We start from the raw sequence: 14,735 nt of genomic DNA on the forward strand, positions 1-14,735 counted from the left end.
TCCTCAGCCGCTGGTCGTGACGTGCTCCTCGACGACGTAGGCGAAGTAGTGGCGGTGGTCGAGGAAGCGCGCCTCGTCGGCGCGCACCTGCTCGGCCACCTCGGGCTGTGACACCGCGGCCAGCCACGCCTGCAGCGCCTCGCGATCGGCGAACTTCTGCTCGGTGACGACATCGAAGCCGATCGGCGCGCCGGGCAGCAGCGGCTCGTCGCGCCGCAGGTAGCTGCGCCGGTAGACCGGCGGCGCCCCCACCAGCCGGCAGATCAGCGGCACGTGGTGGTTTTCATAGTGGTCGATGAACGCCTCGGGCGTGAGGTCGGGCCGCCTGGCCAGGAACGCCATGATCGTCAGCATGAAGTCGTCTCCTCGCGGTGCAGGGCGCCGCGGCGATCTTTATCAAGACAGACTGTCTACTGTCAACTCATCGTGTCCTCGGCGGTGCCAGGCTGACCGCGGCTGCGTTATCCTGCGCCGGTGCCGAAGATCTGGGCGGACACCATGGAGCTGCACCGGCGTGACATGCGCGCCTCGATCCTCGACGCCACGGCCGCGCTGATCGCCGAGCACGGGCTGGGCGCCACGACCATGCTGGCGATCGCCGAGCGCGCCGGCATGGGTCGAGCGACCCTATATAAATATTTCCGCGAGCTCGACGCGGTGCTGCTGGCGCTCCACGAGCGCGACGTGGCCAGCCACCTGGCCGAGCTGCAGGCCGCGCGCGACCGCCAGGGCACGCCCTGGCAGCGTCTGGAGCGCGTCCTGGACACCTACGCGCGGCTGGCCCACGTCGAGCACGGCTCGGAGCTGGTCGCCCGCATGCGCCACAGCGAGTCGGTCGCGCGCGGGTTTCAGCAGCTCGGCCAGCTCCTGCAAGCGCTGCTCGCCGACGCGATCGCCCAGGGGCTCGTGCGCGAGGACATCCCGCCGCCCGAGCTGGCCGCCTTCTGCATCGGAGCGCTCAGCGACGCCCACACCCTGCCGTCCCAGGCCGCCCTGCGGCGCCGCGTGCAGCTCACGCTCGCGGCGCTGCGGCCCGCAGGCTGACGCGGAAGCCGGTGTCCGCCCTCACCGTCGCCCGGGAGCCTGGCTCGCATCTGCGCCTGGTCCTCTTCATCACGCTCGTCGAGACATGTCCTCGAGGACATCTCAATCGCGGATGTGAGTGAGTCGATCTCCGCCGCGGTAGCCGGCTTGCATCTGCGGCCCGGCCCTCGCCAGCGCCCGCGAATATATGTCCCCGAGGACATCTCGTTCACGGACGCGAGTGCGTCGATCTTCGCCGCGCCGTCGCCGGCGGGTCGGCTTGCATCTGCGGCCCGGCCCTCGCCAGCGCCCGCGAACATATGTCCCCGAGGACATCTCGTTCACGACCGTGAGTGCGTCGATCTCCGCCGCGCCGTCGCCCGGCGGGCCGACCTTCGCCAGCATGCACCTCGGGACATGTCCCCGAGGACATCTCACCCGTCCCTCAGCGAGTGAGCCGTATTTCCGCTCAGCCGGCCTCGCTCACGCGGTAGTGCGTCACCCCGACGTCCTGCCAGTTGCGCCCGTACGTCCGGCCGCGGCCGGCGATCGCGAACGGCGTCGGCGCCGGCAGCTCGCTGGCCGGCGCGCGGCGCTCGTGCAGCGCCTCGTAGTCCTCGCGCGCCAGCTCGATCGCCCCCGCCAGCGCCCCCTTGACGTCGCTGCGGCCGGCCGCCTCGCGCCAGCCGGGCACCACCCGTCCGGACCACACCTCCGCCGCGTCGCCGCTGCCGTAGCCGACCAGCGTGATCGCCGCTCCGTCCCACGCCAGCGCGCGCGCGTGGGCCTCCGCGAAGGCCGCGGCGATCCACGCCGGTAGCGACGCGGTGTAGAGATTGCCGAGCTGGCGCACCAGCGCCCGGCCCGGCTGCGTCGCCGCCAGCACGCGCGCGAACCCCTCGTCCTTCACCACGTGCCGCGCCACCGCCTGCGTGCGGGCCAGCGGGTCGAACTCGGGCCCGTGCGCGAGCACTCCCTCGCGGACGCGACTCTCACCGGCGAGCTCGGCGGCCAGCGCCTCGAAGCCGACGTCGGCCGCCAGGCAGGCCGCGCCGAGGGCCTCGCGCTCGCCCGCACGCACGCAGGCCCACACCCACGCCGCGCCGAGGGCCGCGACTGGCATACGATCGTAGGGCCGGTGCAGCAGCAGCGCCGCCGGCTCGGCCAGCAGCGCCCGCGGATCGCCGCCGCCGCGCGCGTGCGCCGATTGCAGCGCCCGCACCACCGCCTCCACGTAGCAGACCGTCGAGTACTTGCCATTGAACACCGGGAAGTCGCGCTCGCCGCGGCAGCTCTCCGGGTACTCCGCCATGAAGTGGCGCGCCACCGGCTTGCGAAAGTCCCAGCCGCGCTCGTCGGACGAGCTGCCCGCGGTGCGCAGGTCGAGCGCCAGCAGGCGCGCCCGCGGCTCGACCAGCATCGCCACCGCGCCTGCGCCCTGCGTCGGCTCGCCGGAGCTGCCGCGCTCGTACTGGGCGATGTCGGCGGCGACCACGATCGCCACCCGATCGGCGCCGTCGGTCTGCACGTAGCGCAGCGCCGCCTTGAGCGCATACATCCCGCCGAGGCACGCGTGCTTGACCTCCGGCACCTCGACGTCGCGCGGCAGCGGAGCTCGCCCCTCGCGGCGCAGCGCGTCGTCGACCATGCCGCGCACGATCACCGCCCCGACCGCGTTGTCGACGCTCGACTCGGTGCCGAGCGCCAGCATGCCGACGCGCGACGGATCGACGTCGTGCTCTCGCAGCAGGCGCAGCACCGCCGCGGCCGCCATCGTATAGACGTCCTCCTCGGGCTGCGGCACGCGGAACGCGTCGCCGACCACCGCCGCGAGCTTGGCCGGATCGGCGCCCGTCCACCCGGCGAACGCGCTCAGCGCGACGCGCGGTCGTGGTACGTACAACGAGAGCCCCGAGAGGCCCGGGTTCGCAGGTGCAAGCGCTTCGGACATGGCGCGGACCATACGCGAGTCCGCGGCGGCCGGGCCGCCGGGGAGCGTCGCCCTGTGCGCCGCGCCACTCGGCTGCCGCGATTTCGCCGCTCACGCCAATGCGCACCGGCGCGCACTCTTCCGCGCAGGGAATTGTACGAGCGCGATCATGACAATCCCGGTGCAACGCGTTCCACCGCGCTCGCGCCGGCGCTTCAGAGCGAGCCCTCGCGCTTCACCCGGCGCGTCCCCTGATTCTCGCGCGCTCGCCCGGCGCTTCAGAGCGGGCCGTCGCGCTTCACGCAGTGCATCCCCTGATTCTCGCGCGCTCGCCCTGCGCTTCAGAGCGGGGCCCTCGCGCTTCACCCGACGCGTCCCCTGATTCTCGCGCGCTCGCCCTGCACTTCAGAGCAGGCCGTCGCGCTTCACCCGGCGCGTCCCCTGATTCTCGCGCGCTCGCGCCGGAGCTCGCCCTGCGCCTCAGAGCGGGCCCTCGCGCTTCACCCGGATTCTCGCGCGCTCGCGCCGGGGCATCGCGCCCGTTCGCATCGGCGATCTCTCGTTCGATTCACGCGCAGATCGATCCGCCGACGCGAGCGATCGCCGCTGCGTCGATCGCCGCTGCGGGCCGTGGGCTGTGATGATGCGCCGCTTTGCTTTCACGGATCCATGTGGTCTGCTCCGCTATGCACATTCGCAGCGCGCTCCCGACTTCCTTGGCCTTGCTGGTCGCCTGCGGCGACTCGGCCGTGACGACCACCGACACCGACACCTCGACCGGCACCGACACCTCGACCGGCACCGACGGGACGACCACCACGTCGACCACCGAGACCACCGTCGAGCCGCCCACCACCGGCGAGCCGCCCACCACCGGCGAGACGGCGACCACCACCAGCGAGACGACGACCACCACCACCGGCGACACGACGTCCACCACCGACCCGGTCGACACCACCAGCGACACGACCACCACGACCTCGACCTCGACGGGTCCCGACACCACCACCGGCGACACCGACACCACCACCGGCACCACCGGCGACCTGCCGCCGGACCTCGACGCGCTGGTGGTCGGGCTCGACGGCGGCGTGCGGGTCGACTGGCTCGGCGGCGGCGACGGCGGCATCGAGCACAGCACCTACTGGCCGCTCGTGAAGGGCAGCGCCGAGTACGACGCCCTGCCGCCCGGCGAGCAGAAGAAGGTCGACGCCATGAAGGCGAGCATCCTGCACAGCGCCCAGCGCGTGCCGACCAGCGAGACCCCGGGCGTCGAGGTCACCGGCGCCTTGACGGTCGAGGAGCGCACGCAGGAGCTCGTGTTCGCGGTGCCGACCGACTACAACGGCCGGCTCGTGGTGCTCGGCACCCCGGGCACGCGCAACGAGTGGTCGAGCCACGGCGTGCTCCTGTCCTGGCTCGTCTCGCAGGGCTACGCCGTCGTGGTCGGCAACAAGGGCATGACCAACGGCGGCGTCGACGGCAACGCGACCATGCTCAACAAGCTTCACCCGTCGCAGCACTGGGGCCCGATGATGCTCGACCTCGGCCTGTGGGCCGGCGAGCGCTTGACCGCCGCCTACGGCGAGGCGCCCACCGCGGTGTACGCCGCGGGCCTTTCGAACGGCGGCTACCAGGTCCGCCGCGCGCTCGAGCTCGACCGCCTGCGCGTGCTGCAGGGCGAGCCCGCGGTGTTCGCCGGCGGCGTCGACTGGGCCGGCGTCTTTTACCCCGACGCCCGCGTCCTCGACACCGACGCCGACGCCGTCGTGACCCCGGCGGAGCTGGCCGCGAGCGACCACCTGGTGCGCACCAACGAGGCGGCGGCGCTGACGATGCGCTACGCCTACGACCCGCTGACCGAGACGACGCCGGCCAACTACGCCCAGATCCCGCCCTACCCGAACGCGCAGGCCGCGATGCAGGCCGCCGGCTTCGACCCGGCCTCGGCGACCATCTGGGGCGCCTACAACACCGCCTTCGACTACCTCAAGGGCTTCGGCCTGCCGCAGTTCAAGGGCGTCGGTTACTACAACTTCACCGGCTACGTGTTCCGCGCCGAGCTCATGGGCCACGACGCCACCGAGGCCGCCGCTTACTCGTGCTACACCGGCCCGAACGACGAGCCGCCCGCGATGTACGAGTGGCTGGCGCAGGCCCAGAACGCCGGCTTCACCGAGGAGCACGTCGAGTGGGCGCTGGCCAACGCGACCACCGGCGAGTTCTCGGCCCCGCTCATCAGCGTCCACGGCGACGGCGACGGCCTCAACGGCCTCGGCGCCCACGGCCTGAGCTACCGCGCCGCGGTGTCCGCGTTCGGTACGCCGTCGCAGCACCGCCTCTATGTCGTGTCGCACGGCGGCCACGTCGACGCCCACAGCGACGGCCTCGGCCTCGACTTCGACTTCGACGGCACCCTCGGCGAGGAGAACGCGGCCGACCGCTTCGTCCTGATGCAGCCCTACGCCGAGCGGGCCTTCCTCTACCTGGTCGACTGGGTCGAGAACCAGGTCCCCGCCCCGGCCGGCAAGACGATCGCCACCGACCCGGCGAACGACGTCCTCGACGCCGACTCGCTGTCGTTCTGAAGTCGACACGACGATCGCCCTCGCGCCGCGCAGACGCGAGGACGGCCCGACGTTCACCACCCCCGGCCGCAGCCTGCGCGCTCGGCCCCCAGCGCCGCAGGGCCGCGGCCACGGCGAGCCGAGCAGCTCCACGGGCCATCGGCTCGACATGTCCATGCGGACATGCTCACTCGAGCATGTCCCAAAAAACATCCACGTCGTCACCCCGAGCTCGGCCCGGCCTCCGCGCAGCCCTGCTGCGCTCGCCGGGCCGACGGCCCTCAGGGGCACGCCACCGCCCCCGGCACCTTGGCGGGGTCGGCGTACCACTTGCCGTCGCTCCCCTGGTACAGCGGGAACGCCGTCGACATGCCGTATTTGGAGAACAGCGAGGTGTAGGTCGCGTCCGCCGTGCCGTAGCCGTGCGGGTAGCTGGCGAAGCGCGAGAAGTGCCCGGAGATCGTCGCGGTCACCGCCTGCACGTACGGGGTCGACGGCGTGCACGGCTCGACCCCGGTGTCGCCGCCGGAATCATCACTCCCGGTCTCGCCACTCCCGGTCTCGCCACTCCCGGTCTCGCCGTTCCCGGTCTCGCCGTTCCCGGTGTCATCACTCCCGGTCTCGCCGTTCCCGCCGTCGTCATTGCCGCCCCCGCAGTCGGGGCACAGCCGGCGGTTGTTGGTGGAGAAGAAGTCCGCCAGGTACCAGGCGTAGTTGACGTGCTTCGGCGACACGTACGACTTGTCCGCGCCCCCGCCGCTGCCGGCCGGCCACGCGTGGCCCAGGGAGGTCGCGCGGATCTGCGACACCCGCGGCCCGTCGGCGTCGGCCCACAGCAGGCCCGTGCCGGCCGGCTGATAGCCCTCGAGGTCGGCCACGCTGAAGCCGCCCGCCGACGTCGCCCCGTACAGCTGGGCCATCACCGACGCGTTGAGGTCGGCGTAGCCCTGGGCCACCACGTAATCACTCGTCCCCGCGAGCACCGACGTCAGCTGGGTCGCGAACGAGCCGCTGTGCGTCCCCGCGAGGCTCGTACACAGCGACACGGCCGCCTGCTTCGACGTCGAGACCGAGCCGATCTGCGACGAAGTGGTGCCGACCGTCGGCCCGGCGTCGATGCCGATCCCGGCGAACACGTCGGGCGCCACGCAGCCCATCACCATCGCCATGCCGCCGCCCGACGACAGCCCGGCCACGTAGACCTGGGCCGGGTCGACGTCGAGCGCCGCGTCGGCGGTGAGGTTCGCGGCCAGCTGCAAGAGCGCCCCGGCGTGGCCCTGCGTGCGCGAGTGATTGCCGCCGAAGTAGTCCCAGCAGCCGAGCAGCACCCCGCCGTTCGGCGCCGAGGGGACCGCCACCACCATCCCGTAGGCCTCGGCCGCGCTGGCCCAGTTGCCGAGGTCGCGGAACACCGTCGCCTGCTGCGAGCAGCCGTGCAGCGCGACGAGCAGCCCGCGGCCCTCGCCGACCACGCCCGCGGTCGCCGGGGTATAGACATACGTCGTCATCCCGGCGACCGTGCGCGACGACCACACGCCGTCGGCGGCTGCGGGCGCGGGGCTGGAGAGCATGCCGACCACTGCGGCGGCGGTGACGAGAAGCGGGGCGAATCGATGCATGGCCGTATCCTCCACTCTTGCGGTGTCGTTATTGCGCGGTCCAGGCCCCGTCCATCGTCCAGGCCACGCCGCGGACCTGCGCGGCCGCGTCGCTGCTGAGGAAACAGACCAGCTCGGCGAGCTGCTCGGGGTCACGAATTGGCCTGACGGCTGCTTCTCGGCCAGCAGCGCGTCGCGGGCGACGTCGAGGTCGAGGCCGCCGGAGATCGCCCGCGCCTCGACCTGCGCCTGCACCAGCGGCGTCAGCACCCAGCCCGGGCACACCGCGTTGCAGGTGATGTTGGTGCGCGCCGTCTCGAGCGCCACCACCTTGGTCAGGCCGACCAGGCCGTGCTTGGCCGCCACGTACGCCGCCTTGTGGGCCGACGCGACCAGCCCGTGGACCGAGGCGACGTTGACGATCCGGCCCCAGCCCTTGCGGCGCATCTGCGGCAGCGCCAGCCGCGTGGTGTGGAACGCCGAGCTGAGGTTGACCGCCAGCACCGCGTCCCACCGCTCCGGCATGAATTCTTCGACCGGCGCGACGTGCTGGATCCCCGCGTTGTTGACCAGGATGTCCACCCCGTCGAACACGTCGTCGGCGTAGCGCATCATCGCCTCGACCTCCGCCGGCTTCGCCACGTCGGCGGCGTGGTGGGCCACGCGCGCGCCCGACTTCGCCGCCGCGTCGCCGACGATCGCCAGCGCCGCCTCGACGTCGCCGAAGCCGTTGAGCAGCACGTGGGCGCCGCGCGCCGCCAGGGCGCCGGCGATCCCGAGGCCGATCCCGCTCGTCGAGCCGGTGACGAGCGCCGTCTTGCCCGCGGACTGCGTCATGGCAGCAATTGTCCTCTCGTGGTGATGCGGTCGTGGGCGCGCACGAACTCGCGGACCGCCGGGTAGATCGATCCGCGCCAGCGCGCGCCGGAGAAGATCCCGTAGTGACCGGCGCCCTCGACCGTGAGCCGCTGCTTGTCGGCCTCGCGCACGCCCGTGCACAGGCCGAGCGCCGCGTGGGTCTGGCCGGCGCCGGTGATGTCGTCCTCGGCGCCCTCCACGGTCAGCACCGCGGTGTCGCGGATGTCGCCCGGGCGCACCGGCTCGCCGGCGACCCACCAGGTGCCGCGGGCCAGCGCGTGCTCCTGGAACACCAGCCGCACCGTCTCGAGGTAGTAGAGCGCGTCCATGTCGAGGACCGCGTTGTATTCGTCGTAGAAGCGCTCGTGCGCGGCGGCCTGCTCGTCGCGTCCGCGCACGCGGTCGAGCCAGTAATTGCGGTAGGCCGCGAAGTGGCGGCCCGGGTTCATCGACACGAACGCCGCCAGCTGCAAAACCCCGGGTACACCCTTCGGCCCTCGCCGGGGAAGCCGGCCGGCACGCGGTGGATCAGGTTCTGCTCGAACCACACCAGCGGCCGCTCGCTGGCCAGGCGATTGACCTGGGTCGGGTTGATGCGGCCGTCGATCGGCCCGCCCATCAGCACCAGCGTCGCCGGCGTCTCCTGGCCCGTCGAGGCCATGCGGGCCACCGCGGCCAATGCTGGCACCGCCGGCTGGCACACCGCGATCATGTGCGTGCGCGCCGGCCCGAGCGCGCGCAGGAATCGCTCGAGGTGCAGGACGTAATCGTCGAGCCCGAAGAAGCCGTCGGCCAGCGGGACCTCGCGAGCGTCGGACCAATCGGTGAGGTAGACGTCGTGGTCGGCCGCGAGCGAGCGCACGGTGTCGCGCAGCAGCGTGGCGAAGTGGCCCGACAGCGGGGCGCACAGCAGCACGCGCGGGTCACGGGCCAGGCGCGCGCCGACCTGCAGGTCGTCGCTGTGCCGCGCGAACCGGACCAGCCGGCACCACGGCGTGCGCGCCACCACCTCTTCACGGACCGCGACCGTCTGGCCGTGGGCCTCCACCGCGTCGATGCCGAAGGCCGGCCGCGGGTGGTCCTTCGTGATGCGGCGCAGCAACTCCCAGCCGGCCGCGGCGGGCCGCCCGAGGCCCGCCGGCGCCCTCCGCAGCAGGTCCGCCTGGACCCGGGCGAGCCCGGCGAAAGGTCGCATCCAGCGGCGTTGCAGGTCGTGGAGCTCGTAGAGCATGCAGGCCCGCAGCATGCCGCGACCTTTGCTGCACTGCAACATGGATCGCCAGGAATGGGCGGATTCCTGACCCGGGGCCCCGCAGACCATGCTGCGCCGCACAAACCGCGGGCCTTCTGCGGGTGCAGGCGCCGGCGCGACCCCGCGCCCGCACGGTCAGGCGAACAGAGCCAGGAAGTCGCCCCACAGCGAGGCGAAGAAGCCCTCCTCGACGCGCTGCTCGGTCGGCCGCCCGCAGGCGCTGCCGAGGCACTCGGGGTTGTCGACGGCCGCAGCCTCGCTGGCGACGGAGAAGAGGAGGGCGGTGAGCACGAGCCGACTGGTGAATCGCATGACCGCAGTCTAGCCTCGTGCGGGCCAGGCTGCGGGCCGATCCAGGAATGCCGAGGCTGGCCTCGCGCCCCCGCTCCGTCGCACGAATCTCAGGTGCCGCCCGCTCGCGCGACCTTGAGCGCGTTCGCCCACCACAGCAGATCGTCGAGCAACCTGTCCGCGTCGGCGTCGCTCTTGGCCAGCGCGCTCGGGATGTCGCCGCCGGTGAAATGCGCCATCAGGGTCTCGCGCGGCAGATGCACCGCGCTGCGGATCGGCGCCATCTGCAGCTCGACCGCGAGCTCGCGCAGCTGCTGGACGCTGCGCGTGCCGCCGGCGGCGCCGTAGCTGACAAACCCGACCGGCTTGCGATTCCACTCCGGGTAGACCCAGTCGATCGCGTTCTTGAGCACCGCCGGGGGCCCGAAGTTGTACTCGGCGGCGACGACGATGAAGGCATCCGAGGCGCCGATCGCCGCGGTCCACCGCTGCACCACCTCGTTCGCGTAGGGCGGGCGACCGGGCATCGCCGGGGGCACCGCCTGGTCGAAGAACGGCAGGGGGTAGTCGCGCAGATCGAGGAGCTTCGCGGTCACGCCCGCGCGCCGCCCCAGATGGTCGAAGATCCATCGCCCCGGCTTGTCGCCGAACCGCGCCTCGCGGGTGCTGCCGATGATGATCGAAACCGTGGTCATGTCTGCTGCTCCTTCACACCGGGGGTGTGATGATTGGCCGATCGACCCGCCCCGAACGCGCGAGCGCCGGTGCGTCGCCGCGAGACCGCGGAGGTCGAAGATCGCGCGGGCGCCCCGACGATGGAGCCGCGCTCGCGATGCAGGTGTAGTGCGCCGCGGCAGCAACCCGCAAGGAGGCACATCCATGTTACCTGCGCACACGCCGGTGACCGCGGCATCGCTCTCCGCGGCCCCGAACCTCGCCGCGACGGCGGCGGGAGCAAGTCGCCGATCCCGACCCGCCGCACAAATTCGACGCGGACGCGCCGGCCAAGCTGTCGCCGCGGAAGCGCCGATGCGGGCGCGACAAATATCGCCATGTCCCTTCGGACATGTCCGATGTCACTCCTGGCTCTCCGGCTCCTCCGCCCCCTCCTGCCCCTCCTCGATCACCCCGAGCGGCAGGCGGCGGTCGGCGACCGGCTCGGCGCCCCGGCGCACGCGCACCAGCGTGCCCGGCTCGCCGGTGTGCTCGCGCAGCGAGTTCCAGCCGGGCGGCACCTCCGGGGCGGTGAGCGCGTAGACGCGGGCGGCGTCCTTCGGCGACAGGTTGATGCAGCCGTGGCTGCGGCGCTTGCCGAAGTCATCGTGCCAGTACGAGGCGTGCAGCGCGTAGCGGCGGTGGAAGTACTGCACCCACGGGACGCCGTCGACGTAATACGGATCTTCCGCGTTGGGCCCGCTGCGCATCGGCGAGATGGCGAGTTTCTCGTAGATCCGGAACAACCCCAGCGGAGTACCGGTGCCGCCGGCGCCGCTCGAGATCAACGTGATGAACTCCGGTGATTGTCCGCGCATCACCGCCAGCGTCTGCTGCCCGAGCTCGACGTCGATCCACACTTCGTCGGCCCCGGCCTCGGCCAGCGCGGGGCCGGGGATCCAATAATTCATGTCGGCGGCGACCACGTAGGCCTTCGCGCCCGCGCCGCCGCCGTCGGGCACCGCGTACCACGATTCTTCCCCGACCACGATCGGCGCTGGATCGATCTCCAGCGCCGCGTGATAGTCGACGACGCCGACCTGGCGCGCCGCGGGATCGGGTCGCTCGCGCAGCACCGCCGGGCGGCCCACGGCCCACGCCGGGCGGAGGTCGTCGGCGACCGGCTCGCTGGCCAGCTCGCGCCCGGCGAACAGACTCGGCGCGGCGATCTTCATGTCGCGGGCCGGCGTGGCCCGCTCCTCCGCGTCGATCAGCATCAGCCCGGCGCGACGGGTCTTGGTGCGGACGAAGGTGTACTGCCGATCGGGCTCGAGGAAGTCGAGCGGCGGGTCGCCGCGGACCAGCGCGTAGCGGTCCTGATAGCGCGGGACCCTGGCGATCGCCCCGGTCTTGCGGTCGAGGATCTTCGGCCTCGCGTAGATGAACGGCAGCATCTGCCCGTCCGCGAGCTCTGGCTGGATCTGCGCCGGCCCCTTGCCGACGGTCCCGTACTCGAGGCAGACAAACCCGCCCTTGTCGACGCGGGCCCAGTCCCCCTCGCAGCCGTCTCCCGGCTCCACCGAATAAATGGCGAACGGCCGCCGCGCCTCGGTCCGCCCGCGCCGCTCGGCCCGACGATGCGGCGCGGCGTAGACGATCCCTCCCGATTTAATAATTCGATGCCCGATCGGGGTCGCGCTCGCGGCCGTGTCCGGGGTCGTCGCCGCGGGCTCGTTCGCGACCGCCGACTCCGCGGTGGGCTCGTCGGGGAGGCGCTCGTCGCTCGTCGCCGGCACGCTCTCCGGGGCCTCCAGCAACTCGCCGGGCGGCGCCGAACAGCCGGTCAGCGCGGCCGCGACGACCAGCGGGCGAAAACCACAGACTCGGGACGCCGGAGCACCTCGCGGCGAGCGCAGCATGGGGGCCATTGTCCGCTCTTCCACGCGCTTCCGGCAAAAAACCGACGCAGCCGGGCCGTCGTCCGCCCACGGAGCGCTCCGCAGCCCAGCGGTTCTGCCGAAGTCCGCGGCCCGGCCCCGGCGCCTCACGCGCTGCTCGCGCTCGCGCCCGCGGCTTTCGCCTGTTCTTTGGAGCATGTCCCCGGAGGCAGGCCGACCTTGCGGCCTCGACGCGCGCAGGCGATCGATCGCGCCGCGCTCGTCACCGGGCGCGAGACGCGACCGCAGGGTCCCCGGGAGCTCTTGTATCGCTCTACCGCGCCCGACGCCACGACGTCATCGCGCGACCGCCGGACCGATAGCGCCCAATCCCCGCTGCGGCGTCAATGTCCCGAGGGACATGTCACGAAGGCAATCCACAGACACCGACGTTCTCGTACCCTGCCGGGGCCGCGCCCGCCTCGAACCCTGGCAGACACGCTTGCATCGCCCCCGGGCAGGTGTCGGGTTGTTCGATGTCGCAGTACGGCAAGCAACAACCGTTGGCGTTCGGGTCGCACTCGACGGCCGCTTCCGGGCTCGCGCACAGGAGGCCCGGGTCGCAGCCGTTGGCGTAATCACATGAATCGAACACCTGCCCCTCGTCGCCGGAGTCTTCGGCGATGCACGCGAAAGGCTCGGAGTCCTCCTCCCCACAGGCACGTCTCGCCGTCCGGGCAATCCTGCGCGAGCGGGTGGCACGTCGGCAGACAGAGGATGAAGGCGCCCTCGTTGCTGATCACGCAGGTCGAGCCGTCCGGGCAGACCGGCGCCTCCGGGCTGCCGGTGCAGCGGAGGAAGCACTTTCCCTCGTGGGTCTGCGGATCGACGTCCCAGCACATCGAGGCGAGATCGCAGGAGTCCCCGCCGTCGCCGGGAGCGTCCTCGACGGTGCACGGCTCACCCGGAGCACCCGGCTCGGGGTCGAGCGGGACACACGCGTGAAAACTCCAGTCCTGGTCGGGGGTACACTTCTGTCCCGAAGGACAGTTCTGCTCCCAAAGCGAGCAACTGGCGGGCGAGCAGCGGACCATCGATCCGTCCGGCGTCGGGGCGACACACGTACCGGTGCTCTCCTCGACGAAGGAGCTGGAGTCGTCCGACGATTCCGAGGTCGCGCCGGTGGTCGGCGAGGTCGACGAGGTCGACGACGAACCACTCGTCGTCGTGCTCGCGTCGCCCGTCGTCTCGCCGTCCGCGGTGCCCGGACCCTGCCCCTCGCTGGTCGCGTCCGTCCCGCCGGTCGGCTGACACGCCGCGAAAGCCCAGGAGAGCCCGACGACCAGCGAGCGCCGGACCCTTCGAAGGGCGCGGAATCGACTCAGACTTGCGGAAAACATGGCCATTTCCTAACTAACAAAACACATTTAAACGGCAAAAACAAGCCGAGGGTGGACTCGTGATGGCGGTGCCGAGGCCGCGTCGCTCGCGCGGGACTCGCGCGGCTCGCGGAGATGGTCAGCCATCGACGTTACCCGACTGCTCAGCAGAGCTCCGACCCCATTTATAAAAAATAAAAAAAGGGAACCGACGAGCTCGCGGCGATCACCCGCGATTTTGGCGCTGCAATAGCGATACTGTCCGGAGCGACCGCGTCACGATGAGGGCATTCATGTCTCGCGAATCCATGGCGCCGACTGCGGCGGAGCTCGCTCGCCTGTCGCTGCCGTGACGTCAGTGCACCCTGTGATCTCCGCGCTGTCGCACGTTCTGCGGCTCGGCGCAAACGAATCGCCGGTCTGCGCCGTCGAGGCCGCCGCAGGGCCGCTTCCACGCCACGTGCGAATGGTACGAGCCTTGCTACTCGATCGGCGAGGAGCATCGAATGACAACCAGCATCGCCTTCATCGCCACCTTCCCCGGTTTTGCCACCAACATGCTCGGTTGGTTGTGCGGCGCGCTCATGATCCTCGGCGTGTTCTTGTTCAACCGCTACCGCCTGCGCCAGCAGTCGCCCGAATGAGCGTCGTGAGGCCGGGCTCATGGTTCGGGCGCCCGACGCAACAACTGCGCCGCGACGCAGGGCGTTCGCCTCGGGCCCGCGGGGCCGGCAAGAATCGCTGGCAGATCGGCTGGCACGTGGCTTGCTGACCATGCGGCACATGCACGCCGCCCACCGCGCTCTGTTCTCGACCCTCCTCCTCGTCGCTGGTTGTGACGCGCCGCCGCCCGCGCCGCGCGTCGAGGTCCACAACGCCAACCCCAGCGGCGACCGCAAGGGCCTGTCGGGCTGCCTCGACGAGTGCAGCGGGCAGAAGCTCAGCGCCACTGACGCGGCGACCTGTCGCAACAACTGCGAGGTGACGTTCCGGGTGGCGCCCACGGCCGCCGGCGAGCCCGCGCTCGACGCTGCCACCAAGTGCCTCGACCGCTGCCACAAGCAATCGCCGGGCGACGGCGCCTGCATCGACGATTGCAAGCAGCTGGCCCGGACGGTCGAGACGGAGTCCCCCGGCACCACCGACCGCCTCGGCGCCTGCGTCGAGGCCTGCCACGCCGACCGCACCCTCGCCGACACCGATCGCTGGACCTGCCTCAACAATTGTTCGCAGACGGCGAAGATCGCCGACAAGCCGGCCGCCGCCCCGTGAGCGACGAGCGTGCCGGTGCCGAGGGTGCGCTCGG

General features: G+C 71.7%; 12 protein-coding genes and 2 pseudogenes. 5 read left to right on the forward strand and 9 right to left on the reverse strand.

Annotated features, from left to right (window positions below; all coding sequences use genetic code 11):
- Nucleotides 1-3 precede the first annotated feature (3 nt).
- Nucleotides 4-354, reverse strand: a complete 351-nt coding sequence (locus OV079_RS33740) for an EthD domain-containing protein (protein WP_267773396.1) — start codon at nt 352-354, stop codon at nt 4-6.
- A gap of 120 nt (nt 355-474) precedes the next feature.
- Here OV079_RS33740 and OV079_RS33745 point away from each other — a divergent pair, with 120 nt between their 5' ends.
- On the forward strand, nt 475-1,044 hold the full coding sequence (locus OV079_RS33745; RefSeq protein WP_267773397.1) for a TetR/AcrR family transcriptional regulator: 570 nt from the start codon (nt 475-477) through the stop codon (nt 1,042-1,044).
- Nucleotides 1,045-1,492: 448 nt separating this feature from the next.
- On the opposite strand, the gene OV079_RS33750 is transcribed toward OV079_RS33745, so the two are convergent.
- Complete coding sequence (locus OV079_RS33750; protein WP_267773399.1) at nt 1,493-2,974, reverse strand: hydroxymethylglutaryl-CoA synthase; 1,482 nt, start codon at nt 2,972-2,974, stop codon at nt 1,493-1,495.
- Between the two features lie 695 nt (nt 2,975-3,669).
- Between OV079_RS33750 and OV079_RS33755 the strand changes: the two genes are divergently transcribed.
- On the forward strand, nt 3,670-5,541 hold the full coding sequence (locus OV079_RS33755; RefSeq protein ID WP_267773400.1) for an alpha/beta hydrolase family protein: 1,872 nt from the start codon (nt 3,670-3,672) through the stop codon (nt 5,539-5,541).
- 260 nt (nt 5,542-5,801) lie between these two features.
- On the opposite strand, the gene OV079_RS59050 is transcribed toward OV079_RS33755, so the two are convergent.
- The 7 genes and pseudogenes from OV079_RS59050 to OV079_RS33795 all read right to left on the reverse strand — a co-directional run bounded on the left by OV079_RS59050 (nt 5,802) and on the right by OV079_RS33795 (nt 13,144).
- Nucleotides 5,802-7,139, reverse strand: a complete 1,338-nt coding sequence (locus OV079_RS59050) for an extracellular catalytic domain type 1 short-chain-length polyhydroxyalkanoate depolymerase (protein ID WP_420829442.1) — start codon at nt 7,137-7,139, stop codon at nt 5,802-5,804.
- A 28-nt stretch (nt 7,140-7,167) separates the two neighbouring features.
- Nucleotides 7,168-7,955: pseudogene (locus OV079_RS59055) on the reverse strand (3-hydroxybutyrate dehydrogenase).
- Nucleotides 7,952-9,207 (reverse strand): annotated as a pseudogene (gene phaZ / locus OV079_RS59060) (polyhydroxyalkanoate depolymerase). The pseudogenes OV079_RS59055 and phaZ overlap by 4 nt, the downstream one beginning before the upstream one ends.
- Nucleotides 9,208-9,363: 156 nt before the next feature.
- Entirely contained in the window at nt 9,364-9,540 is a 177-nt protein-coding gene (locus OV079_RS33780; protein ID WP_267773405.1) for a hypothetical protein, read from the reverse strand.
- Between the two features lie 89 nt (nt 9,541-9,629).
- Nucleotides 9,630-10,214 (reverse strand): NADPH-dependent FMN reductase, encoded by a 585-nt coding sequence (locus OV079_RS33785; RefSeq protein ID WP_267773406.1) that lies wholly within the window; start codon nt 10,212-10,214, stop codon nt 9,630-9,632.
- A gap of 381 nt (nt 10,215-10,595) precedes the next feature.
- Nucleotides 10,596-12,092, reverse strand: coding sequence for a L,D-transpeptidase (locus tag OV079_RS33790; RefSeq protein WP_267773407.1), 1,497 nt, complete (start codon nt 12,090-12,092; stop codon nt 10,596-10,598).
- Nucleotides 12,093-12,688: 596 nt separating this feature from the next.
- A complete protein-coding gene (locus tag OV079_RS33795; protein WP_267773411.1) occupies nt 12,689-13,144 on the reverse strand; it encodes a hypothetical protein in 456 nt (151 codons plus the stop codon).
- 34 nt (nt 13,145-13,178) lie between these two features.
- Here OV079_RS33795 and OV079_RS33800 point away from each other — a divergent pair, with 34 nt between their 5' ends.
- The 3 genes from OV079_RS33800 (at nt 13,179) to OV079_RS33810 (ending at nt 14,701) form a co-directional block, all read left to right on the forward strand.
- Nucleotides 13,179-13,361 (forward strand): hypothetical protein, encoded by a 183-nt coding sequence (locus OV079_RS33800; protein WP_267773412.1) that lies wholly within the window; start codon nt 13,179-13,181, stop codon nt 13,359-13,361.
- A 574-nt stretch (nt 13,362-13,935) separates the two neighbouring features.
- Nucleotides 13,936-14,073 (forward strand): hypothetical protein, encoded by a 138-nt coding sequence (locus tag OV079_RS33805; RefSeq protein WP_267773413.1) that lies wholly within the window; start codon nt 13,936-13,938, stop codon nt 14,071-14,073.
- Nucleotides 14,074-14,212: 139 nt separating this feature from the next.
- Complete coding sequence (locus OV079_RS33810) at nt 14,213-14,701, forward strand: hypothetical protein (protein WP_267773415.1); 489 nt, start codon at nt 14,213-14,215, stop codon at nt 14,699-14,701.
- Nucleotides 14,702-14,735: the final 34 nt, after the last annotated feature.

The sequence above is a fragment of the Nannocystis pusilla genome, assembly GCF_026626665.1.
GTDB classification, from domain to species: domain Bacteria; phylum Myxococcota_A; class Polyangia; order Nannocystales; family Nannocystaceae; genus Nannocystis; species Nannocystis pusilla.